The 23,445-nt window shown below is 41.8% G+C and carries 19 protein-coding genes; all 19 read left to right on the top strand.

What is annotated here, in order from left to right; all coding sequences use genetic code 11:
- Positions 1-163: 163 nt before the first annotated feature.
- The 19 genes from ABEB05_RS04980 to ABEB05_RS04890 all read left to right on the top strand — a co-directional run bounded on the left by ABEB05_RS04980 (position 164) and on the right by ABEB05_RS04890 (position 23,354).
- Positions 164-1,342: a 6-bladed beta-propeller gene (locus tag ABEB05_RS04980; RefSeq protein WP_265788063.1), complete on the top strand. Its 1,179-nt coding sequence runs from the start codon at positions 164-166 to the stop codon at positions 1,340-1,342.
- Between the two features lie 161 nt (positions 1,343-1,503).
- Entirely contained in the window at positions 1,504-2,652 is a 1,149-nt protein-coding gene (locus ABEB05_RS04975; RefSeq protein WP_265788061.1) for an efflux RND transporter periplasmic adaptor subunit, read from the top strand.
- A 111-nt stretch (positions 2,653-2,763) separates the two neighbouring features.
- Positions 2,764-3,888 (top strand): DUF4837 family protein, encoded by a 1,125-nt coding sequence (locus ABEB05_RS04970; RefSeq protein ID WP_265788059.1) that lies wholly within the window; start codon positions 2,764-2,766, stop codon positions 3,886-3,888.
- 36 nt (positions 3,889-3,924) lie between these two features.
- Positions 3,925-5,178 (top strand): 6-bladed beta-propeller, encoded by a 1,254-nt coding sequence (locus ABEB05_RS04965; RefSeq protein WP_265788057.1) that lies wholly within the window; start codon positions 3,925-3,927, stop codon positions 5,176-5,178.
- A 38-nt stretch (positions 5,179-5,216) separates the two neighbouring features.
- Positions 5,217-6,386 (top strand): 6-bladed beta-propeller, encoded by a 1,170-nt coding sequence (locus ABEB05_RS04960; protein ID WP_265788055.1) that lies wholly within the window; start codon positions 5,217-5,219, stop codon positions 6,384-6,386.
- A gap of 24 nt (positions 6,387-6,410) precedes the next feature.
- The gene (locus ABEB05_RS04955) at positions 6,411-7,568 is read left to right on the top strand and encodes a 6-bladed beta-propeller (RefSeq protein WP_265788053.1); all 1,158 of its coding nucleotides are present in this window, start codon (positions 6,411-6,413) and stop codon (positions 7,566-7,568) included.
- 110 nt (positions 7,569-7,678) lie between these two features.
- Positions 7,679-8,923 (top strand): 6-bladed beta-propeller, encoded by a 1,245-nt coding sequence (locus ABEB05_RS04950; RefSeq protein WP_265788051.1) that lies wholly within the window; start codon positions 7,679-7,681, stop codon positions 8,921-8,923.
- Between the two features lie 115 nt (positions 8,924-9,038).
- Positions 9,039-9,269, top strand: coding sequence for a hypothetical protein (locus tag ABEB05_RS17100; RefSeq protein WP_265788049.1), 231 nt, complete (start codon positions 9,039-9,041; stop codon positions 9,267-9,269).
- 260 nt (positions 9,270-9,529) lie between these two features.
- The gene (locus tag ABEB05_RS04940; RefSeq protein ID WP_265788047.1) at positions 9,530-9,919 is read left to right on the top strand and encodes a helix-turn-helix transcriptional regulator; all 390 of its coding nucleotides are present in this window, start codon (positions 9,530-9,532) and stop codon (positions 9,917-9,919) included.
- A gap of 133 nt (positions 9,920-10,052) precedes the next feature.
- Entirely contained in the window at positions 10,053-11,153 is a 1,101-nt protein-coding gene (locus ABEB05_RS04935; protein WP_265788045.1) for a lanthionine synthetase LanC family protein, read from the top strand.
- Positions 11,154-11,226: 73 nt separating this feature from the next.
- Positions 11,227-12,009 carry a galactosyltransferase-related protein gene (locus ABEB05_RS04930; protein WP_265788044.1) on the top strand — a complete coding sequence of 261 codons (783 nt, stop codon included), beginning with the start codon at positions 11,227-11,229 and terminating at the stop codon, positions 12,007-12,009.
- 550 nt (positions 12,010-12,559) lie between these two features.
- The gene (locus tag ABEB05_RS04925; RefSeq protein ID WP_265788042.1) at positions 12,560-13,873 is read left to right on the top strand and encodes a 6-bladed beta-propeller; all 1,314 of its coding nucleotides are present in this window, start codon (positions 12,560-12,562) and stop codon (positions 13,871-13,873) included.
- Positions 13,874-13,974: 101 nt separating this feature from the next.
- The gene (locus ABEB05_RS04920) at positions 13,975-14,169 is read left to right on the top strand and encodes a cysteine peptidase family C39 domain-containing protein (protein ID WP_265788040.1); all 195 of its coding nucleotides are present in this window, start codon (positions 13,975-13,977) and stop codon (positions 14,167-14,169) included.
- A gap of 196 nt (positions 14,170-14,365) precedes the next feature.
- On the top strand, positions 14,366-16,000 hold the full coding sequence (locus ABEB05_RS04915) for a vitamin K epoxide reductase family protein (RefSeq protein ID WP_265788038.1): 1,635 nt from the start codon (positions 14,366-14,368) through the stop codon (positions 15,998-16,000).
- 121 nt (positions 16,001-16,121) lie between these two features.
- Positions 16,122-16,388 carry a hypothetical protein gene (locus ABEB05_RS04910; RefSeq protein WP_265788035.1) on the top strand — a complete coding sequence of 89 codons (267 nt, stop codon included), beginning with the start codon at positions 16,122-16,124 and terminating at the stop codon, positions 16,386-16,388.
- Positions 16,389-16,687: 299 nt separating this feature from the next.
- The gene (locus ABEB05_RS04905; protein WP_265788034.1) at positions 16,688-17,806 is read left to right on the top strand and encodes a 6-bladed beta-propeller; all 1,119 of its coding nucleotides are present in this window, start codon (positions 16,688-16,690) and stop codon (positions 17,804-17,806) included.
- Between the two features lie 24 nt (positions 17,807-17,830).
- Positions 17,831-20,020 carry a peptidase domain-containing ABC transporter gene (locus tag ABEB05_RS04900; RefSeq protein ID WP_265788032.1) on the top strand — a complete coding sequence of 730 codons (2,190 nt, stop codon included), beginning with the start codon at positions 17,831-17,833 and terminating at the stop codon, positions 20,018-20,020.
- A gap of 87 nt (positions 20,021-20,107) precedes the next feature.
- A complete protein-coding gene (locus tag ABEB05_RS04895; RefSeq protein ID WP_265788030.1) occupies positions 20,108-21,448 on the top strand; it encodes an HlyD family secretion protein in 1,341 nt (446 codons plus the stop codon).
- 670 nt (positions 21,449-22,118) lie between these two features.
- Positions 22,119-23,354: a 6-bladed beta-propeller gene (locus ABEB05_RS04890; RefSeq protein ID WP_265788028.1), complete on the top strand. Its 1,236-nt coding sequence runs from the start codon at positions 22,119-22,121 to the stop codon at positions 23,352-23,354.
- Positions 23,355-23,445: the final 91 nt, after the last annotated feature.

Raw genomic sequence — 23,445 nt, 5'->3', positions numbered from 1 at the left:
AAAAAGGAACAATACTATTGATTAAAAAAATGAACAAGAGATCTATTAACTTTAAAAACCTAATAAAATCGGCCTTAAAAAGACAGGCATCTGGACAGGATGACAAGGACCTAGTTTATAAACACTAAACGCGTAAATAACATTAATGAACAGAAATTTTATCATGAATAACAGTTCCGGGTTATCATTTCCTTTTACCTTTATAAATATAAAACGATCGTTCCCCGCTTATTTTTTGATGCTTTTAATGGTTGGTTGCACTTCAAACGATGGATCTTCCGGGATAGATAACCTGGAATCGATAGTACTTACAGAAGACTTGGTTATACCGGCCGAGAGTGATGATGTCCTTATCGGAAATTTCAAAGGACTATCAGTTGATAAAAGTGGGAATATGTATGTAGCTGATACGAGGCTTCAAAAGATCCACCAATTTTCATCCGAAGGCAGATACCGGGAGTCTATTGGACGTGAAGGAAAAGGACCGGAAGAGTTCGAAGGGCTTAATTCGAATATCAAAATTAAATCAGATACGTTGTATGTCCTGCAAAATAACGCCCGTGAAATTGATCTTTTTGATCTGAATTCAAATCAGCATATCCGCACGGTAAATATTAAGGATGCAGAACTTGATAATAGATCCATCGGAAGTCCTCAAAATATGTTTCCGCTTCCAAACGGTGATATCCTGGTTTCATTTTCCAACCCCTACTTCCGGGTTCCCGAAGAGGGCGATGAGCCTCATTATATAACCGTTTCTAAAATTAATCCTTACGGTACCTTTATCGATTTGAAGATACTGCAGCTGCCGGAGCTTTACCCTTCAAATCAAAAACTTGTTTATCTTGAGTCAAATAGTATGACTGTTTTTACGACCGAATTTTACCCGGATATTGAAATGGCCTCAGACAGGGAAGGTAATTTATATATCGGTAAAAGCGACAGCCTTAATTTTCAGCAGTACAATCAGGATGGGGAGCTGATCGGGGAGCCGAAGGGCATAAGCAGGCCGGTTCCCTTTACTTCTTCTGATCTTGATAGTTTGGCTAACGATAGAATGTCGACTTTTAAAAAAGCCGTCAATGAAGCGGGAGAGCCGGATTATTGGCCCTCCTTCCAGAGCTTTACAGTAGATGAATCCGGACGGTACTGGGTACAGCAACACCATCCGGGGAAGAAAGTCCAGGTTTGGCAGGTTTTGGATTCCAATGGAGCTCCGCAATGGAAATTTGAGCTGCCGGCCGACGTAACCCTTTTTGAGGTAACGGAGGGAAGGGCCTACGGTATTCAGGATACGGCTGAGGGACTCCCTTCCGTTATTCGCTATAATTATAATATTTAGTAAATAGATGATTTGCCCTAAAACATGTTTCTCAATACATTGCATTTTAGTTTTGTTCCACTTGAAGGGAGAGCAGCATTGAAACTTTAAGTGCAAAAATTAAGGGATTATAAAGTATAAAAGACACTACAGAGAACGGTTATTAACAGAAAAACATCATCATGAAAATAATACCAGCACCATTTCATCAAATAGCGCTATTCATACTTTTGGGAGGTTTGCTTTTTGGAGGTTGCCAGACGGAAGGCAATACAGAAGAGGAACCGGTTTCCGAAGAAGAGCAGGAATCCGCTGAAGTATATCCCGAAGTTCTTTTTGCAATTGCCGACGACGAACCTATTTATCAATATGTAGAGAGCCAGGGAGTGGTAGAGGCCAATAAGTCCGTTGAGTTGAAGCCAAAAATAAGCGGATATGTTGAAAGGTCAAGAATAGTTGAAGGCAAACCAGTGAATAAAGGAGATACCCTTCTGACCTTTATAGATAAGGAGTGGGAATATGCCCTAAAAGAGGCGCGAAATAATTACAAACAAGCAGTCAGTGAGTATAAGATAGAGAATCGGTCACAGGGTGTTATTGAAAGCTTGAGCAGTAGCGATCAGGTTATTGCAAGAGATGATAGCTTGGTCCGCATTTATTCCGGACTGGCCAATGCCAAATTAAAGATGGAAAGGGCCCAGTTGGATCTGTCCTATACGGTGATGACCGCTCCTTTTTCTGGTGTACTTTCCACTCAGGAACGGTTAGCACCGGGTACCTATATCGGTGCCGGTACCGAAGCGGGCACGCTGGTGGATGACCGTACGGTACGCATTCGATTTGATGTGCTGGAGTCGGAGCTCGGAAAAATTGAGCGGGGAATGGATGTACGATTATACGCCCCGGGTGGAGAGGAATTGAAAGGGGAAGTAGTTGCTATTGAGCCGGTGGTAAATGCCGAAACCAAGACCGGTACCGTTATTGTACAGGCGGATAACCGTCAGCGACTCCTGAGGCCGGGCATGACGGTAGAGGGACGCATTCAAACACTGCGGCAGGAGGGGAAAACCCGAGTACCGCGTTCAGCCATTCTTTCACGTGATGGGGGACGAACACTCCTGTTCAAGCTGAATACGGAAAATAATGAAGTGGAATGGGTGTATGTGGAGCCGGAGAGCCAAAACAGTGAGTGGGCTATTGTAAATCACGAGGATGTTGCGCCGGGAGACACCGTTGCCATTGACCGTCATTTTTCATTGAGTCACCTGCAAATTGTGGAGCCGCGGCTGCAGCTGGGCAATTCCGGAGGCTCATCAGCCACTGGGAATTAATTTAAGTAGTAGGTCAGCATAGATAAGGGACAGATTTATTATTGGATAGTTAGTGAAAGTCTGTTGAGGGATTTTAATAATAAATAAAACTATAAAGAAAGATTTATGGATATGAGAGGACTATTAAAAGTGAGTGGGTTGTTGATTTTAGTGACGATCTGGATAGGTTGTCAGGGAGATTATAGAGCGAATGCCCGGGGCGGTTTTGGTGAAGTAACGGTAGTCGTGGATTCTTCTGAATTAAAGAGTCAAACCGTTCAGGCTATTCAGGAAACCTATGGTCGGTATATTGCGACGCTGCCGACTCGGCCTCCGGAACCCCTGTATGATCTGCGGTTCACCGATTTTAATAATGACGACCAGCTGGAACAGCTCAAGAGAAACAAAAACTTGATTATAGCGGCACCTATTGACGACTCCACCAATACGGCCCGGTGGATACGTGCCTTGCTAAGCGATGAGGTGGAACAACAGGTGCGTAATGGCGAGTCGTTCGCCTTTCCAATGCAGAACCAATGGTACCAGGATCAGTGGACGATGATTTTGACGGCTTCCAGTGATTCGGCCCTGGCCGAGCAAATTCATAACTCGGAGCAGACGCTGACGGATAACCTACTCCGAAAAGAGTTCGAGCGCTGGAAAGAAGATATTTACGGGCAGGGTGAACAGGTGGCCCTGGCAGATAGCATATGGGCCAACCACGGATGGAAGATCCGGGTTCAGCACGACTGGCAACGGAGGATTGATACTACATACACCAAAGACGGAGAGCAGCAACACTTCCTGACAATGCGGCGGCCACTCCCGGAAAATGACCGCTGGTTTTGGGCATGGTGGAAAAATGACGTTAAGGATATTTCTTTTCTGGATAGTGACTGGATTAACGCAAAACGCGATTCCCTGACCAGGCAATGGATCCGTGGAACACGGGACAGTTCCTATGTGACCACCGAATACGCTCGGGCCGTTGAAACCGAATCTTTCCAGTTGAATGGCTACCCGGCATATGAAACGCTGGGCACCTGGCAGATGACCCATGATGCAATGGGGGGACCCTTTGCGAATATGACCGTCTACGATGAAGAAAATGATCGCCTGTTCCTGCTGGAGTTCGGACAATTTGCTCCCAAATATGACAAGCGGCGATTTGTACGCCAGTTCAGGACCATGCTTCGTACGTTTTCTGCCGATTCGGCCTGGTCTGATACTCTAACCGGGGTGGCAGCAGAACGTTAATTGTTTTGATTGTAATCAAAATTAATGAGACAGCTAATGAAGCTTATAAACACGGTTTTTAAAAGCGGTTTTTGTTATGCTGTGCTCTTATTCATGTTCGGATGTTCAGCAGAGGCAGAGGTCGAAATTCCGGAACACATCCGTAACCTCGATAACCTGAAGGTGTATTCCGAAGATACAGAACCGGACTCATCAATAGAACTGATTCACGAAGTTACTTTAGAGGTTCCGGATAGTATTTCGCGGAACTGGTATGGCAATTATATCCCGCATAGTCTGTGGCTGACCGGTATTGAAATCACTGAGTCTGGGAAGATCTTCGTGGGAGATAGCCGTGCTTACGGGATTCATGTGTTTGATATAGATGGGAGTTATCTGAGAAGTTTGGGGCGCAAAGGTTATGGTCCGGGAGAATACGGTGGAATAGGTAATATGCAAATCGTTACAGATTCCCTTGTTGTCTTTGACTATGTGCGATCCAAAATAGTTAAGTATTCGTTGGAGTCTCTGGAATTCACTGAGGTTGCAGGTGTTGGAGCCGATCCGGTGAACCTGGATGAATTTGAGGAGTTGTCGGGCTGGTTTTCAAGCTATCGAATGCTCCGGCACGATGGAACATTGCTTGTAGGGTTTATGGAGCACCCGACGGATGCAAGGAAAGGGGCACCCACATATAATCTCAACCAGGATCGCCCCATTAAGCATTACTTTATGAATCAGGAGAAGAAGATTATTTCCGATAAAATCTTTGAATTAAAAGACAGAGAGGACCTGGTGACAGATGTAGATGGAAAGCACCTATTTAATCTGGCGCCTTTTCCCTTTCTCGATCGGCCCTTAATAGCCATTTCTGATGACGATTATACGTATACAAACTGGACCGAAAACTTTTTAATTAAGGCTTATGATCCGAACGGCAATTATCTTCATGCTTTTTATTATCCCTTTCAGAATAAACCTTTAGTAAGAGATGAGGTTACCTCTCTGTTTAATAAAGACGATGGATGGAATTGGGACTTAGTCCAACATGCAGACTTACCAGAAACCTGGCCTGTCATCAATTCAATGAGGGCTGACGACAGAAACCGGTTATGGATATCGACGAATATAGACAAAGATGGAGTTTACGAGTGGTGGGTACTTCAATCTGATGGAGAATTAATTGCCCGGTTTCAATGGCCGGATAACCTCATTGTCGAGACGGTGAAGAACGGCTATGCATATGCACTCGAAACTCATGAAGAAACCCAATTGCAGCAAGTGAAGCGGTATCGCATTGAGATGAATTGAAATATTGGAATCCTAAGCTTGGATAAAAACAAATGCCTATGACCCTAAAATCAAGAGATATTTCATTAATCATTGCTTTGTTTATAATGGTCATGGGCTGTTCAAACCAGTCAGAGAAGCAAGTCCCTGACCACATCAAAAAGCTGGATAACCTGACGGTAAATTCAATACCACAAAATCCAGATACGGTTACCTTGGTGCAAGATCAAGTTTTTGGCTCAACCAATACAACGGTCGTGGGGAATATGGTTGATGTGGCGGTTGATACAAACGGTAAAGTTTACATAGCTGATGGCGATCAAAATATAATTCATTCGTATCAGCAAGACGGTTCTTATTTGACTTCATTGGGAAAAGAAGGGGATGGGCCGGGTGAGTTTCGAAATATTGGAAATATAAATATAGTATCAGATCAGTTATATGCACATGCAAGACAATCCCAAATAATCAACATCTATTCTTTATTGTCTCAAGAGTATATGGCTCAAATTGACTTGAATCCCAGAAACTGGAAGAATATTGAAGATCCGGCAGGGGTAAACTCAGTTTCCACCTTTTATCCGTTAAGCGATGATAGGTTTCTTGTAGCGATCAACGAATTTAAAAATCCTGAAAACCAGTTTCTTAAATATTATTGGATCAATTCGGATGGTAAGATGATATCCGAAAAATTACTTGAACAAAAAAAAGCAGCCCCAACAAGGATAAAAGGACAGACCCCCATTGTCTTTACGTTACCATTCGCGATAAAACCTTTACTAGCTTTTTCTTCTGAAGGCAATCTATATTCAGCCAGGACGGATGAATTTTTAATAAAGCTTCATGACCGGGCCGGAGACTATCAGGAGGCATTTTATTATCCCTATGAAAGAAGTCCATTAAATAAGGAGGAATTAATTAGCAGGTATCCTAAGGGATCTTTTCGGCAGGGAGTGAGCAAAGTTGACTTCCCGGAAACCTGGCCGGTAATGGAGCAAATGTTAATTGATGATGAAGATCACTTATGGATATCCACAATTGTCGATGATATGGAGATCTACCAATGGTGGGTGCTAAGCGAGCATGGGGAGCTATTGGCACGTTTCAAATGGCCGCGAAATAAGGAAATAAAAGTAGTCAAAAACGGGTATTTGTATGCACTCGAAACCCTTGATGAAACTGAAGAGCAACAAGTGGTACGTTACCGGGTAAATATAAGCTCCAGATAAATTCTAAAAAAATTAGCTGGGAGTATGAGACGATTATTGGGACACCTTCCATCATTATTAATTGTATCAATTCTATATGTAGGCTGCTCAAGCCAACCGGAAGTTGGAATCCCCGACCATATAAAGAAGCTAGATAGCCTAACCATATACTCGTCCGATGAACCACCAACTTTCGATATGATTCTGCAACGTAAGCAGACCTTCAGTGAGAATGACACATTGGCGCTCGGAACCATAGCAGACGTAGCTGTTGATGATAGCAATCGCGTATTTCTGGCGGATGCCGACCAGCACACAATTCATGTGTTTGATGCGGATGGGAGGTATATTACCCGTTTCGGGCGGGAGGGGAAAGGACCCGGTGAATTTATCAAGTTTTCAAGAAATGTGTTTACCGTAAGGGACAGTCTTTTATATGTCTGGGGCAGTGAGTTAGAAAGAATATCAGTGTTTTCGCTGGCGAACTTCTCCAATACGGCTACGTACAGTCTTGTGCCGCGCAATTTTGATGATATTGATATCCGGGGAATTGAGATGGCTATGCAAGGGATAGATGATGTCAGAGCGGGTGACACATTTCTTGTTGCATTTTTTATTCCTCCTATCTTTGATTTTGATAATCCAGGCTTATACTACTTCCTTGTTGACAAGGAGGCACAGTTTTTATCAGGGAACATTCTTGAACTGGATGCTCCCAAGTTTTTCGAGGCGGGTTCGGTATTCCGGCATCCCCTGGTAGCCATCGGAGTTGACGATCGTTTTTTTACCGCTTGGACCGAGGATTTTCTCATCAAGATATACGGTCCAAAAGGAAACTACCAGCAAGCGTTCTATTATCCATTTGAGAATACGCCACTTAATGAGGATACCTACCTGGATCAATATACCGATATACCGAGCATGCACGACAGGATAAAAGATATGGACTTGCCACCAACCTGGCCTGCTCTGGATGAAATGCTGATTGATGATCAAAATCGGTTATGGATTTCGACTATTGTCAAAGATTTAGACGTGTACCGATGGTGGGTATTGGAGGAGAATGGAAAGTTGCTGGCCCGGTTCACCTGGCCGAGGAACAGAGAGATAGAAGTAATAAAAAATGGATACGTGTATACCATAGAGGTAAACAAAAAGACAGGTTTAGAGAGAGTAGTAAGGTATGAGATCAATATGAGGTAAAAATTTAACGGACTGTTTTGTATGAATAGATTCAAGTTTTCCGACAACACGGCGCCTGTGAGGTTCAGCATATGGATAAACTGGAAAATTAAAGCTATCTAAAGAAATACATGAAACATTCCCAAAGTTTATTATTGAGTATACTACTATGTTTTTTCCTAATTCAATGTTCCAATAATTCCACATCAGAAAAAGCAGAATATATTCAGGAGCTTGACAGCCTGACGGTATACCCGGCCGACTCGGAGCCGACCTATGAGGTGGATCTTATCCAAGAGCAGTCTTTTGGCGGATCTGGCAAGCCCTATTGGATGGCTATTGCCGGTTGTGCGGTGGATGACAATGACCGGGTGATTATCAGGGGATTGAAAAACGATTTCAAAACCGAGCTTCATGTCTATAATCCCGAGGGGACGTATCGTACGCAAATCGGCCGAATCGGAAGGGGACCCGGTGAATACGAATTCATATCATCAAACTTTCAAATCAATACTGGCAAGATTTTTCTGCATGACGAATCAATCAAACGTCTTAGTCTGTTTACTACCGATGATTACTCATTTGAAAAAGCAACAAGACTTGAGGATTGGGACGTCAGAGACCTTGATGCGGTCCGGAACATGAAATTGAGCGGTTTCTATGCCAGGAGTGACGGCAACCTGTTGTCCATATTCAAGGGGTACCCGACCGGTTCCGGCAGAACCGGGAATACAAAATTTATGCTTGTTGACACGGATGGGAATGCGTTAAACCCTGAGCCGCTGATAGAGTTGCCATCTCCATTTTACATTGCAAATGACAGTCAGGGTGATTTTATGCTTCCGGTTTCAGCAAGAATTCCACTGCCGTTTTTGGGTTCTATACTATATGGACTTACCAATGATGATGAATTCTATACGGCCCGGACCGATGAGTTTTTGATAAAAAAATATGACAGCGAGGGCACCTACCAATTCGCATTTTATTACCCGGTAATGGGTCCTCCCTTCGATATGGAATCCTTTATTGAAAGGAAATCCGGCCCGATGTTGTCTCAATACGCCTTGAAGAATGCATTAGAGGAGGCTAATATTGAGATTCCAGAATCGTTCTCTGTAATACAGGATTTAATGGTGGATGATAAAAACAGGATTTGGGTATCTGTTATGGTCGAATACCCAGCGACCTACGAGTGGTGGATGCTCGCAGAGTCAGGAGAACTCCTCGCAAAGATTATTATTCCCGATAATGAAACGATCTGCGATATTCAAAACGGGTACCTTTACACAAAATATTTTGATTCAGGCGACAGCAATGATACAGAAAACTGGGAAAGCAAAGTTGTCAAATATAGCATTAACCTGACAGAACGATAACTTCATAAAGGTCTGTTTCGATATGATTAAGTTTCCCTATTATCGCCAACACGATGCCATGGACTGCGGCCCCACCCTTCGTCGTTAAAACTATGGAGAGCAGGCCTGTCTGCGAATGGTGGCTCGGCATCATGGGCGCAGCTATACCATGGAGACCCTTCGCAACCGGAGCGGTATCAACCGGGAGGGGTATCGCTGCTGGCCATCAGCAAGGCAGCAGGGAGCTGGACTACCAGCGGTTCGGTATTTCAGCTCATCCAGGGAATGCAGTCCATTAAGCTCAACACCTGTGAACGTCAAAACGCTGGGAATGGGGGCGGCTGCAGCTGTCGGAAGAGAACGTTGAAAGTTACACATCTGACTAAGATTCTACCTTTGTATTATTTGCATTAGGGAGGGGAGGTTATGCGGATTATTTGAGTCTATTATACAGGACCTATTATTAAAGTACTCTAATATTTCATAATATTTTGTAACATTTTACCTGTTATTTACTCTTGTTAAATAGAGAGGTGCATCAAAAATACATAACCAAGAGAAAAGTAATCTGCAGATTTATCAAAGACCTATCGGTGGGGAAAGTAAATTTTGAGAGGAGTAAGCGCTATGAGCAAAATAGAATTGGAATTAAAAATATTTCGCAAAGAGCTGCCTGAGCCCAAACCAGAGTGGCCGAATAAGATTCATCGTGTTCTTCATTGTATTCATGAACATTTGTTTGATCCAACATTGACGGTGCAGCAGTTAAAAGAAAAATGTACAGCAAACGGCACTAATTTTTCCGGCACCTTTAAATATTACGTAGGGTTATCACCGAAGGAGTATATAGTAAAATATCGAATAGCCGCTGCATGCAGGCTGTTAAAGAGAGTACCGGCAGAATATCCCATATTGCATGTAGCAATTGTTGTTGGTTTTAGCAGCCACTCTGCTTTCAGCCGGACGTTTAAACGCCGGAAAGGAGTCACGCCGTCAGAATTTCGCCACGAGTCCTGAAAATGTTAAGTGAAATGTTAAGGTGATTTGTTAAGCGGGGATCGCTCCAGCTCATTATAATTATTTAAACTAATAAACAGAATGCCGGACTGAGGTCTCCATATACCACCCGGTTTGGGTAACTCAAATTATCATGTCCCACAATATCAATATAAATAATAGTACGGCTGCGCTATCAGGAAAAGATCAAGAAATCGCTCAGCTGCTGGTTCAGAATATCCCGACTATAAATAATGTCGGCTTACTTAATGGCAAGATGGGTATAAGTATTTACTTTTTTCACCTTGTCAGGAAAACCGAGAATTCTGATTACCGGGAAGTTGCTGAACAGTTAATTGATGAGGTATATGAGGAAGTAAGTAACAAACAGCCACCCGTTGATTTTAAAAACGGTCTGGCCGGAATTGCCTGGGGCCTCGAGTACTTGGTGCAAAATAAATTTTTAGAGGCCGATACGGATGCGGTTTTATCAAAAGTTGATGAAAAAATATATCAGTATCTCCGTTCTGCTGAAAAGCTTCCGATTGGAATATCAAAGGGAGTAATAGGCTTTCTTATTTATATTCTATCCCGCTTAAAAGGCAAGAATATTGATGCAGAAGATCCAAATATTTTTATTTATAAACGGCTAATAATTCGCCTTGTCAACCGCATGGGAACACTGACGGAAGAACGGAAGCTTAGGCTACAGGAGCCCTTGCTATTTGATTTGACATGGGACCTTCCTCTTTCTCTCATATTGCTTGCAAAGATCAGGAGCATGAATTTTTATAATTCCAAAATTGATCGAATACTGGAGTGCTTGTCACCGGTATTACTTTCTCTCTATCCCCGTTCGCCGAGCAACAGGTTATATCTTTTGCTCGGTTTGCAAAGTGTTCTTCAGCAAATCCATATAGAAGACTGGGATAGACACTTCGGGTTGCTAAAAAAGGATATTTTCTTACCTGATATTCTGCGAAACGATTTAACGAATAAAAATATAGGCTTGGTAAATGGAGCGGCCGGAATCTCTTTTATCAGTCGTCAGCTTTTTTCGTTAACCAATGATGAAAGGTTACGGTTCAAAAGAGATGACCTGATTAAGAAAATAAATACTTCTGAGTATTGGCAGCTTGTAAAAGAGAGAGAACCGGAAAAAATAAATTTTGGATTGCTTTCCGGACTTGCGGGCATTGGTATGGAACTGCTGGAATTATCCCAAAAAGAACCGGTGAGTATGCGTAGTGTATAGCTACCAACCATATGTTTGGAGAGACAGCTTTTATTTTTCATCTCTGGATAAATCATAAAATAAGTGCAAAGCAATGAGTGAAAAAACAAGTATAGAGGATGTAACCTTTCTTATCCCGGTGCGAGTAGATTCTATCGTGCGCCTCGAAAATATTATGTTGGTCACTGATTTTTTATTGACTCATTTTGAGACTTCTATTCACCTGCTGGAAGCTACTGCCTATAACAATAAGGTATTAGAAAGGCTGCTGCCTTCGGGGGTTAACATTACATTTGTAGAGGATCACGATCCGGTTTTTCACCGTACGAAGTATATCAATCAATTGGTTGAGAGATCCTCTACACCCTATCTGGCTGTTTGGGATACCGATGTGATCGTCTCGCCAGATCAACTTATCCAGTCCGTGAACCTCTTAAGAAATGAAGAAGCGGACTTCGTATACCCTTATGAAGATAAGTTCTTGGATACAAGCTCAATTCTGCGGGAGCTGTATATTAAGAGCCGGGACCTTGACTTATTGAAAGAGCATGCGGGAAAAATGAAGGAACTCTATTCACCCAATCCGGTCGGCGGTGGTTTTTTAGCGGAAAGAGAAGCCTATATCAAATCTGGTATGGAAAACGAGCATTATTATGGCTGGGGGAGAGAGGATGGAGATCGACTTAACCGCTGGGAAATTTTGGATTTTACGGTAGAACGCGTTCCCGGACCTCTTTTTCATCTAACCCATGACCGGGGGGAGAACAGTACATTCCACGCCGAAGAACAAAAAAATATCAAGATTTCCGAAATATACCGGATTGCTTCAATGTCAAAGAAGGAATTAGGTGAAGAGGTAAACTCATGGAGAGGATAGATTATTTTTTAGTCTTCTTCGTCTTTTAGAAAATGTTAAGTGAAATGTTAAGGTGATTTGTTAAGCGGGGAGTGATCAGAATTGTTATAGTAAAGATACTTGATCTGCTATTGATTTATTTCTAGTGGAATAAGCAGACGGTTTAATAACAGAAGGTTTTCTTTTTCACATGTAGGTGTGATTAAAAATTAAAAATATAAATAAAACGGAGAAAGTTATGAAAACACTCAACGTAATGAACGTAAAAGAAGAGGATGTACTGAATCGAGATGAGATGAAGTCTATTATGGCAGGAAGTGGTATTACTATTGATGGATGTCAATACCCTAGCGATGGCTGTACAGGTATAAGTTCATATTATAATTGTCAAAGAGGTAATTGTACCTCTTGGTATTCAGGTAGTCAGGAAGCAATTGATTGTATAAATCTTGTGGGTCGACAGGAGACGAACAGGATAGCGTTATGTAATAAAGATTATCTATAGGTAGATTGACATTTTAAATAAAAGGGTTTTTCTGACCCTTTTATTTAAATCATACGTTTTTATACTATGAAATTTCTTCTAAATATAATATTGCTCTCTTTTTTGTGTGTTTTTTTTGCTGGGTGTTCTGAACATTCTTCGCAAAAAAAAGGTAATCAGCGAAATGTAACAGAGCAACTAAATAAGCTAGGGCAACTTCAGCTGGAAGAATATAGGCATTCATCATATTACCGGGTACTTGAGGAAATTCCAAAACATATTAAGCAGGTTGAAAATCTCTCCGTTTTCCGAGGAGATTCAAATGCCCCATTTTCTGCTCAACTTGTTCCGCTACAAACGTATGGTAAAACGGGAGAATATTATTTAACAAAAGTTGAGTGGCTCACGGTTGACGATAAGCGTCGTGTAATTATAGCCGATCGTGGGTCAAACTATGCATTAACATTGCATGTATTTAACGATGATGGCACCTACCGTACTCCGCTTGGTAGACCGGGTAGGGGTCCTGGTGAGTATCTTGAACCGTTTTTTCTGCAAGGAAATGTTGGAAGGGTGTATCTATATGATGTTACTGGCATGCGTATAAATGCGTATAACATAGATGATTATTCGATATTTAAGACCTCGCCTGAGGAACGTTGGGACATCAGAAATGAAAAAGATATACAAGGGTTCAGGTTAGGAGGAATGAAGGTCCGAAATGACGGAAAAATTTTGGTAGAATTCTATAAACCTAGTTTAAATGAAGTTTCCTCGAGGAGTAAATCTACGTATCTACTGATGGATTTGGACGGGAATAGTTTGGATTTCAAGCCTTTTACTTTTTATGGGAATCTTCGAATTGTGACAGAGAAAAATTATCCTTTTCCAAATATTTTTCCTATTGGTCGTACTCTGACTGCAATGTCAAGTGAAGGTGAATTATTCGCTGCTAATACTCAGGAATTTTTAATCAAAAAGTATAACCCAAACGGTATTTATCAATCCGCTTTTTATTATCCCATAGAGGGTTCATCATTGGATTTTGAAGAGTTTCTAAAATCTGGGAGAAAATTTGGACCAAGTATTCCAAAGATAGATGAAGTGAAAAAAGCTTTCAAAGACATAGATGAAGAGTTACCGAAAACCTCACCTGTGATAGATAAATTAATGGTGGATGATGAAAATAGAATATGGGTTGCAGTACCTATCGGTGCAAAAAGTAATATCTATGAATGGTGGATCCTCAACTCTTCCGGTAAACTGCTTGCGAAGTTATTGCTCCCCCGTGATCAACCGATTTACGACATCAAAAACGGGTATCTCTACAGCAAAAAAGTGGATGAAGAAACAGGTGCAGAATATGTCGTTAAATATCGTCTTGAGCTAACTGAGAATTAAATGATTAATTTTGTATTAAACTTTCTGCTTATAGCTTCAATATAATGCCTCCTGAAATCCTTTTTGTTTGTTGACAGGGCTACTACTTTTCTGATGTGATTATGAATACATTCCGTTTTTATAAGCAGCATAATAAAATGAACCGTAGCCCTACCTGCCTGTGCATGGTGGCACGGCATCATGGTCGCAGCTATACAATGGAAACCCTGCGGGGCCGGAGCGGTATTTACCGAGAGGGCGTATCACTGCTGGGTATTTGTGAGGCTGCGGAGAGCTGGACTATCAGCGGATTATAAGATATAATATTGTATTAAGGGGAGGGTAAAAATTTACTTGAGGCGTCTACTTCAATGTTAAAAATGTTAAGTGAAATGTTAATGTGATTTGTTAAGCGAGGAGCGGTTAAAATTTTTATCGTGAAAATAGTTGATTCAATATGAACCCCATATTTCAGTAACAAAGTAAGATGCTGTTATAATCATCAAATGAGCTATGGAAGAAACTGTAGTTGAATACCTGAAAGAGCTTAATATTCCTGTATCATCAAAGTATTGTAAGAAATTAATTCTGTCCCATCCCGACTATCCATCATTGCTGAGTATTGCCGATACGTTGGAGCAGCTTGGCATCCGATATCAGGCCGCCCGTATTACAAAGGAAACCGTTGACAAACTGGAGTTTCCGTATCTGCTCCAAATTAATGGTGACAGAGGGGAGCTAATGCTTATAAAAAACCGGCAGGATCTTCCTGAAATCGATAATAGCGATACTTATACCCATGGAGCAGTACTCCAGGTAGAACCTACCGATACCATCACAGATGAAAAAAATAATGAGCAGCGGTCGGAAGAAACGTTTTTGAAGGCTACAGCCATTATTTTAACAGCTGCTATTGCAGGAATAGTTGTTATTTCCTCCATACAAGTATCCTCGTGGATGCATGCTTTATTACTTGTAACAGCAATAGCTGGTAGTATGGCCGGATATCTGCTTATAGCAAAGGAGGTTGGTATTACTTATGAGCTAGTGGAATCGTTTTGTAAGCAAGGGAAAAAGATCAACTGCGATGCCGTATTACAGCCTGATGCCGCTCAGCTATTTGGAAAGGTAACCCTTTCGGATGCAGTGGCAACCTACTTTATTTTTCAACTGGTTATACTCAGCCTATTCATTCCAGTTGCCGAATCAGCATTTTCTTTTTTGGGAATATTAGCGGTATTAAGCGCTATGACCATTCCGATTATTGGATACTCTCTCTATTATCAGTCGGTAAAGTTAAAAACATGGTGCCGGCTTTGTTTGGCGATAGATGGAGTGCTGATAGTTCAATCAGTGCTTTTTGGTGCCCTGTACTTTGAAAATATGATACCACTAAATGATATTCATCCGGGGATAATTGTTGACACAGGCTTTCTTTTTATAGCGATCGGGACAGCAATTTTGCTATTTAAAAACAAGCTTCAGAAAGCCAAAAGAGCAACGGAGGGTGAGATAAGAGCAACCCGAATTAAAAATGCTCCTTCGGTATTTATGCATCTCCTTACCCAGCAAATACAGGTGAATATAACATCCGAGGAAAAGGATTTAGGGATTGGAAGTCCTGATGCCCCAATAACACTCCTGATGGTAGGAAGTCTTGGTTGTAGTCCCTGTAAAGAAGGATTTGAAAAGGCGATACAATTGGTTCGAACATATCCTCAGAAGATTAGTTTGCGCATCCGTTTTTTACTGAGTGGTGCTACTAACGGTGCTGTTACTCCCGATATGTACCTCCTGCATTACTGGCAGAAAAGAATATATGGAAAACGAGATGAGTCAATTCGTACGAAAGAGCTGCTTCAGACGTGGTATGACTTTATGGATTTGGAACTCTTCAAGAAAGAATATTCGATTACGTTGAATGGAGACGGACAGGAAGAAGGTCGTGAGCTAATTGACCGATGGAAAAGGTGGTTTGAAAAGGTAGACATTAGCCGAACCCCCACCTTTTTTATAAATGGATATGAAGTACCAAAGGAATATCGTATGGAAGAGTTGATGGGACTAATACCTGGAATAGTGGAAGAAATTCCTGTAACTGGAATGGATGAAGGTATACAAAATTATAGTCATATTACCTACAAATAGATATTGATATATTGGTATTTACGGCAACTGCCGTAAATGAGAGAAGGGTTTAATTCGACTTGTCCCTTCCCCTTCTAAAACAAATAAACAAGTCATTATAATTAATTAAATAGAGGAGATTATGAAAACACTCAATGTAATGAACGTAAAAGAAGACGATGTACTAAGTCGTAATGAGATGAAAACTATTGTTGCAGGCAGTGGTAGTGGGAGTCCTGATTGTACGTGTAATTATTCTAGTGGTAGTTCTAATTGTCAAGTTACCGTGGATTCTGGTAGTATGTTCGGTACACAAATCACGGTGAGTTGTTTAGATGGATTTTATGACTCTTGGTATGCTGGTTCCAATCAACATGGAACAGTATGTGGAGGTGAATGTTCTTATTAAAAATTTATTTAGCCATCATAAACAATCCTGGGTTGAAACATGTTTCAACCCAGGATATTCCGACCATATTAATGGAAGTCATTTTAAATCTCTAAGGGAGTAGATAATAGCTAAAAGCTCTGTCATCCTATACTATAAGATAGAATATCGTAGGATACTAGTGTTGTTAACTATTTCAAAACTATATAAATGCTACTGAATCCTATGAAATCCCAGCTCAAGTCTGGGATGGTTTTTATATTTATAGAATTTGATTTTTTAATACCTCAACGCGCACTATTTATAAAAAAATGTTCAGATTGTTATTCACAGAAAAAAAAGCGACAATTTACTTATTAGTATTGTTTATCACGGGATGTAGCTTTATATCTGACAAAACTCCCCAAACAGAAAATTCAGTACTCAACAAGTTGCTCCAGAGTGCTGAAATAACGACTATCAACCTAGACGAAATTCCAGTGGATACGGTGCTTGCCCAGGAAGAGAATACTATGGGGAAAACGCGCCTCCCTTCCCTAACTTCTCCGGCAACATTGGACCGCCCAGTGGACCTCGCCAAAATAGGAGATAGCCTGTATGTGGCTGATGGTGGACAGCAGTGTATATGGGTCATGGATAATCAGGGAAAATGGATCCGCAGGATCGGACGCACGGGCAATGGCCCCGGTGAGTTTAGTGGACTGGAAGGAATTGACGGTAACAGCGATTATATATTTACGTTTGATAAAAATAATGCCCGTATCCAGGTATATGATCATCAGTTTAATATGAAAAGCTCATTCGAGCGGGCTGCCATAAGTAGTGGCAGAGAGATAGTGGTTAATGACCACGCCATCTACATGCTGGCGGACTACACGGAACAGAATAATTTAATTGGAAAACTGAAAGCTACTCCACCGTTTGATACCATAGGTTCATTTTTGTCTCCCATTATTCCTTACGGTCGGCAGCCTCTGGCTTACAATAACTATGTCATTGCTGCAAATAACGATAATCAGGTGGCAATGGCCTTTGTCGGTTTACCTTATCTGTTTATTCTTGATAGTAACCAGCAGGTGGATCAGATACTCTACCTTGAGTCCTCATTATGGGAGGAAATTAAAAAAGAGAATCCTTCTGTTAAACCGGTAGAATATGCCAGTAGAGAAAATGGGAGGGTAGTATATTATATACTCCATCTTTATCTATCAGATAATGGAAGTATATATCTTCGGACCCAAGATGCTTTTTATATACTTGGAATAGAGAACGGCAGCTACCGCTTGAAAGAAGCCATAGAATTTGTGACAAACGAGAAGATTGTACCGGGAAGATCTGGTTCCATACGTGTTCCTTCAAAGTCAATGTACGTCAAAGGTGATACTATTTATTTTGCTTCTGGGTTCACAGAGTACATTTACCGATTCCCTGTAAGATAGGATAAATAATTGAACGAACTTAAGATGAATAGCTTTAAGCTTTATCTTCAACACGACCAAATGGATTGCGGTCCGACCTGTCTTCGGATGGTAGCCAAACATCACGGCCGAAGTTATACAATGGAAACCCTGCGTGAAAAAAGTGGGATCAACCGGGAAGGGGTATCACTGCTGGGCATTAGCGAGGCCGCAGAAAGCATAGGATTGCGAACCGTTGGGGCAAAACTAAGTTGGGAGCAGCTAAAAAAAGAGGCGCAGTTGCCGTGTATTGTCTATTGGAATCAATTCCATTTCGTGGTGGTCTACCGCATTAAAGGAAATAAGGTATATATTGCGGACCCTGCCAAAGGGAAAGTGATATATCAGAAGGAGGAATTTTTAGAGGCCTGGCTCAATGCCAAACAAAATGGTCGGAGTACAGGAATTTGTTTGCTCCTTTATACCTCCCCGAAATTTTATGAGCTCGAAGATGAAGAACGGGAGGGGCTGGATTTTGGTATGCTGGTTCGATACGTCCTTCCCTATAAGAATTTAATTGTACAGCTGGCGCTGGGGCTGCTGGCCGGCAGTATCCTGCAGCTTATTTTCCCCTTTCTCACTCAGGCGGTGGTGGACATTGGAATTCAGACCCGTGATCTGAATTTTATTTACCTGATACTTATTGCCCAGGTAATGCTTTTTATGGGGCGCACGGCGGTAGAGTTTATCCGATCATGGATTCTGTTGCATATGAGCACCCGCATTAATATCTCCATCCTTTCCGATTTCCTGATCAAGTTAATGAGACTGCCAATGTCATTTTTTGATACGAAAATGGTGGGGGATATTATGCAGCGGATGGAGGATCATGCCCGTATTCAAAACTTTTTGACCAGCCAGATGCTTGGCACGCTCTTTTCATTCATGAATCTGCTGGTGTTTTCTGCTGTCTTAGCCTATTATAATATGCTGATTTTCTCGGTGTTTTTAGTCAGCAGTGCGCTCTATATTATTTGGGTGTTCCTGTTCTTGAAAAAGAGAAGAGAGTTAGATCACCGGCGGTTTAGTATTTCATCCAGCGACCAGAGTAAGGTCATTCAGCTGATTCAGGGCATGCAGGAGATTAAGCTTAACGGGTGCGAAACCCAAAAACGGTGGGAGTGGGAACGTCTGCAGGCCCGTTTGTTTCAGTATAGAATTAAGAATCTTACCCTGAATCAGTATCAGCAGGGGGGCGCCTTTTTTATTAATGAGGGAAAAAATATTGGTATCACCTTTATTGCGGCAGTAGCAGTGGTTAACGGTCAGCTAACGCTGGGCGCAATGATGGCGATTCAGTACATTATCGGGCAACTGAATAGCCCTATTGAACAACTCATCGGCTTTGTTCAGTCCGCCCAGGATGCCCACATCAGCCTGGAACGCCTTAATGAGATTCATACCAAAGAAGATGAAGAGCCTGAGGAACAGATGTTTGTACATCGTCTGCCCGAGAAAAAGGATCTGGCAATTGAAGATTTATGGTTTAGCTATCCCGGAGCAGGTAACGAACCTGTTCTGAAGGAGATCGATTTACAAATTCCCGAAGGTAAAACAACGGCTATAGTTGGAATGAGTGGAAGTGGAAAGACTACATTGCTCAAGCTATTGCTAAAGTTTTACCAGCCTGATAAAGGAAACATACGTCTGGGAAAGCGAAGCTTTAAAACCTTAAGTCCCCGGACCTGGCGGAAGCACTGTGGGGTGGTAATGCAGGACGGTTTTATTTTTTCTGATACGATCGCTGGAAATATCGCGGTGGGGGAAGACCATCCGGATCTGGAGAAGCTAGAGCATGCGGTAGAAGTTGCAAATATCCGATCCTTTATTGAATCGCTACCACTGGGCTTTAATACAAATATCGGTGATGAAGGTAATGGTATTAGCCAGGGACAACAACAACGTATATTAATTGCCCGTGCGGTCTATAAGGACCCGGCCTTTATTTTCTTTGATGAGGCAACCAATGCATTAGATGCAAATAATGAGCGTACCATTATGGAAAGCCTGGAGGAGTTCTTCCAGAATCGCACGGTTATTGTTGTAGCGCACCGGTTAAGTACGGTCAAAAATGCTGATAATATCGTGGTTCTGGATGAAGGGCGTCTGATAGAGCAGGGGACGCATCGTGAATTGATTCATTCGGAGGGGGCTTATTTTGATCTGGTGGAGAATCAATTGGAGCTGGATGCTTAGATGGATTAAAGGTTACAGCTTGAACGGTAAGAGTAAGAAGCTGGTAATATGCAACCGGTAACATTGAACCTTTAACTTTTAAAATTAATGGAAGTAACAAATAACCTGATCGATAACGGAGCTCCCAATCGGGAGACTCCTGAAGGCAGTGATTTGCCGGAGCTGAATGTCCGCAGTGCGGAAGTCCAGGAAATCATTGGCCGTCCGCCACACTGGTTGGTACGCGGAGGGATAGCGGCTTTTATGATCATTTTACTATTGGTATTACTGAGTGCATGGTTTGTTGAATATCCCGAGACCATCAAAGTTCCTCTGAAACTAACGGCAGTTAATGCTCCTAAAATGCTGGAAAGCAAGGTTAACGGGAAGCTGGTTAACTTAATATCCGAAAATGATACTGTGGTTGAAGAGGGAGAGATACTAGCATGGCTTGAGACGACCGCCAGCCATGAAGAAGTGATAGAACTTTCTGCCCGGGTTGATAGCATGTATCATTGGCTGATAAATGACCATCTGAATAAGTTTCGCAACGTAAAGTTGAGCCGTTTTTCTGATCTGGGCGGCTTGCAGACACAATTCCAGGCTTTTGATCAAGCCTGGCGTGAGTTTAAGTCATTTCTTCCGGATGGTTTTTATCATAAGAAACGTCGTATTTTGGAGGAGGAGATGGAATACAATCAACAACTGCTGGATAAGCTGAGACAGCAAAAGGAGATACAAACAAAAGATTTTAAGCTTTCCCAACAGGAGTATGCAATGAAGAAGCGACTTTCAGAGAAAGAGTTGGTCGCTCCCATGGAGCTTGCACAGCATGAAAGTAAACTGTTGAATCAAAGACTGCCTCTGCAGCAAACGGAATCGGCCATTATCAATAATCATATTACTCAAGCGGCTAAAGAGCAAGAGCTGATGGAGCTTGATCGACAGATTAGCGAGCAAAAATCTGTCTTCTTGCAGGAATTGAATGCTTTGAAGAGTGCCATAGATGAATGGAAATCCAATTATTTGATTTCAGCGCCGCTTAGTGGAAAAATAATATATGCAAGTATTCTCCAGGAAAAACAAACGCTCCAAACAGGGCAGGAGCTGTTTTATATACAGCCCGAGAATACTCAGTTCTTTGGTCAATTGAGGGTCTCTCAACGTTCATTTGGTAAGATTAAAGAGGGACAGCAGGTATTGGTTCGATTTAGCGGGTATCCGGACCAGGAATTTGGGACCGTTACGGGAGAAATAAACTATTTATCGGATATACCGGTCAGAGACAGTGTCTTTATTGGAAAGGTTAATTTCCCCCAGGGACTCACTACAAATTATGGTCAGGAACTGCCGCCCAGAGACGCGATGATGGGTCAAGCAGAAATTATCACCCAGGATATGCGATTATTGGAACGCTTTTATAACAATATCTCAAAACAATTACAATAACAAAATGTTAAGGTGATTTGTTAAGCGAGTGGAGATCAATAGTATATAGCAGTTAATCTGTTTGGTCCCCATTTTAACAGAATATGCGCCAGTGTTAGATGGTATTGAGGCCAAAAAATGGATACGTATACTCTGGTGAGAGGAATAAAGTGACAGAAATTCAGAAGATTGTAAGGTATTGGAACGAAGTGGAAGAAATTGAATAAACCTAACTCATTGAGGGTTGGATATCTATTTAAATGAACTGATTGGTTCTATTAAAGTTAGGTCAGTCCTCTTGTACTTCCGGCAGTAGGCGGACAGGCTATTCTCCAAGAAGGAGTCCGTTGCTCAACAGGTTTTATTATAAATTATTTTGAGAAGCAATTTCCGGAGGTCCCTCTTGGAGAAGAGGGATTTAGGGAGATTGATCATCTGTTTACAGGACATTATCTCCCATTTTTAGCTACATAAGGAGTTAGACCTATTTTATTTAGTATCATGATTTTTTTACTGTCGGGCGGGAGGAGATTGTACACTCCCGCATCGAGATGGAATAACTGGGATAATAGGGAGTTAAGTTAGCCTGCCGGAAAGCAACCTTATCATTCCAAAAAGCCAAAAACTTGCGGTCTACATTATATTTTTCTACTATATAGGTAATATTATATGGGAATGGGAATATTTTATCATGAGATCATCAACGCTTATACTGCTGCTTTCCGTGTTCTTTTTGAGCTGTTCGGGAGAGAAGTCTGGGGAACGTAGTCCATCCACCAATCAAAGGGAAGCATCAACCACCGCCGAAGATACAAGTCAGGTACGGGAACCAGTTGCTACGGAAGATTCAAGCAAGCCCGCAGCCGATTCAAAACTAACCCCTGAGATTCAGTTTGAGCGGGAGCAGCGTTTTGGTTCCACCGATGAAGTGGTGGTCGGGACGATCGAAACATTTACGGTCGATGACAGCGGCCGGGTCTTTATTGCGGACCGGGATCAAACAACCATTCATGTTTATAACCCAGATGGCAGTTATAACACTTCTCTCGGGCGGGAGGGAAAAGGTCCGGGTGAGTTTAGTGGCATAGGTTCGATTAAGATTCATGCGGGTATGTTATATGCAGCCGATAGGAGTCCCTTTCCCCTCAGAGTTCATGCCTATTCACTGGATTCGTGGGAGTTTTCTCATACTATACCGCTTTGGTCAAATAACCGAGGAGCGTTTGAAGAACTCAACGGAAAGTACCCAAGTCAGTTCTATCCAAGAGATGACGAATCGTTCCTTGTAAGCTACTCAAGACCGGGAACTGATTATCTGGATGAGGAAAGCTTTCTCCATTATTATATGCAAGATGAAAATGGAGAAATCATTTCTGATAAAATATTTGAGCAGAAAGATCTCAGATATCTGGTATACAAGTATCCAGATGGATACACAGTTGCTTATACGTTTCCTTTTTTAGAAAAATCCTTGTTTGCCATATCGAAAGATGGATTGCTGTATTCTGCACGGAGCAAAGAATTTCTGATAAAAGTATATAACCGGAATGGAAAATATCTGCGGGAAATCCAACATCCTTTCAACCAAACAGAACTCAATCAAAGTGAACTAGTAGTAAATACCGAAAATAAAGTGAGACGGAAGATGATCAATCAGCATGAGCTTCCCGAAGACTGGCCGGCTCTGGAGACTATGTTTTTTTATGACGAAAACCGTCTGTGGGTTTCAACTATTGTTGAGGATAACGAGGTATATGAGTGGTGGATACTCGAAGATACCGGAGAAGTGATTACTAAATTTGAGTGGCCCCGGGACCATCCCATTGAGGAAGTCAGAAACGACAAGCTCTACGCCCGCGAAACAGAGGACGAGACCGGACTTGAGAAAATTGTGCGGTATGATATTGTCATGACCGAACAGAGGTAAAAATTCAGAACAATTTTTCAGGAAATGGGTATATAGCTTGAGACCTAATTTTCATGATAAGTGGCTTAATTTTAACTACAAAGCAGAGGTT

It is taken from the genome of Fodinibius salicampi (genome assembly GCF_039545095.1).
Classification (GTDB): domain Bacteria; phylum Bacteroidota; class Rhodothermia; order Balneolales; family Balneolaceae; genus Fodinibius; species Fodinibius salicampi.
This window is presented reverse-complemented; position numbering and strand designations above follow the sequence as displayed.

What these genes read in the sequence shown, in the direction of transcription:
- ABEB05_RS04980 (WP_265788063.1), top strand. Translation starts at nt 164, where the DNA reads ATGAATAACAGTTCCGGGTTATCATTTCCTTTTACCTTTATAAATATA.
- ABEB05_RS04975 (WP_265788061.1), top strand. Translation starts at nt 1,504, where the DNA reads ATGAAAATAATACCAGCACCATTTCATCAAATAGCGCTATTCATACTT.
- ABEB05_RS04970 (WP_265788059.1), top strand. Translation starts at nt 2,764, where the DNA reads ATGAGAGGACTATTAAAAGTGAGTGGGTTGTTGATTTTAGTGACGATC.
- ABEB05_RS04965 (WP_265788057.1), top strand. Translation starts at nt 3,925, where the DNA reads ATGAAGCTTATAAACACGGTTTTTAAAAGCGGTTTTTGTTATGCTGTG.
- ABEB05_RS04960 (WP_265788055.1), top strand. Translation starts at nt 5,217, where the DNA reads ATGACCCTAAAATCAAGAGATATTTCATTAATCATTGCTTTGTTTATA.
- ABEB05_RS04955 (WP_265788053.1), top strand. Translation starts at nt 6,411, where the DNA reads ATGAGACGATTATTGGGACACCTTCCATCATTATTAATTGTATCAATT.
- ABEB05_RS04950 (WP_265788051.1), top strand. Translation starts at nt 7,679, where the DNA reads ATGAAACATTCCCAAAGTTTATTATTGAGTATACTACTATGTTTTTTC.
- ABEB05_RS17100 (WP_265788049.1), top strand. Translation starts at nt 9,039, where the DNA reads ATGGTGGCTCGGCATCATGGGCGCAGCTATACCATGGAGACCCTTCGC.
- ABEB05_RS04940 (WP_265788047.1), top strand. Translation starts at nt 9,530, where the DNA reads ATGAGCAAAATAGAATTGGAATTAAAAATATTTCGCAAAGAGCTGCCT.
- ABEB05_RS04935 (WP_265788045.1), top strand. Translation starts at nt 10,053, where the DNA reads ATGTCCCACAATATCAATATAAATAATAGTACGGCTGCGCTATCAGGA.
- ABEB05_RS04930 (WP_265788044.1), top strand. Translation starts at nt 11,227, where the DNA reads ATGAGTGAAAAAACAAGTATAGAGGATGTAACCTTTCTTATCCCGGTG.
- ABEB05_RS04925 (WP_265788042.1), top strand. Translation starts at nt 12,560, where the DNA reads ATGAAATTTCTTCTAAATATAATATTGCTCTCTTTTTTGTGTGTTTTT.
- ABEB05_RS04920 (WP_265788040.1), top strand. Translation starts at nt 13,975, where the DNA reads ATGAATACATTCCGTTTTTATAAGCAGCATAATAAAATGAACCGTAGC.
- ABEB05_RS04915 (WP_265788038.1), top strand. Translation starts at nt 14,366, where the DNA reads ATGGAAGAAACTGTAGTTGAATACCTGAAAGAGCTTAATATTCCTGTA.
- ABEB05_RS04910 (WP_265788035.1), top strand. Translation starts at nt 16,122, where the DNA reads ATGAAAACACTCAATGTAATGAACGTAAAAGAAGACGATGTACTAAGT.
- ABEB05_RS04900 (WP_265788032.1), top strand. Translation starts at nt 17,831, where the DNA reads ATGAATAGCTTTAAGCTTTATCTTCAACACGACCAAATGGATTGCGGT.
- ABEB05_RS04895 (WP_265788030.1), top strand. Translation starts at nt 20,108, where the DNA reads ATGGAAGTAACAAATAACCTGATCGATAACGGAGCTCCCAATCGGGAG.
- ABEB05_RS04890 (WP_265788028.1), top strand. Translation starts at nt 22,119, where the DNA reads ATGAGATCATCAACGCTTATACTGCTGCTTTCCGTGTTCTTTTTGAGC.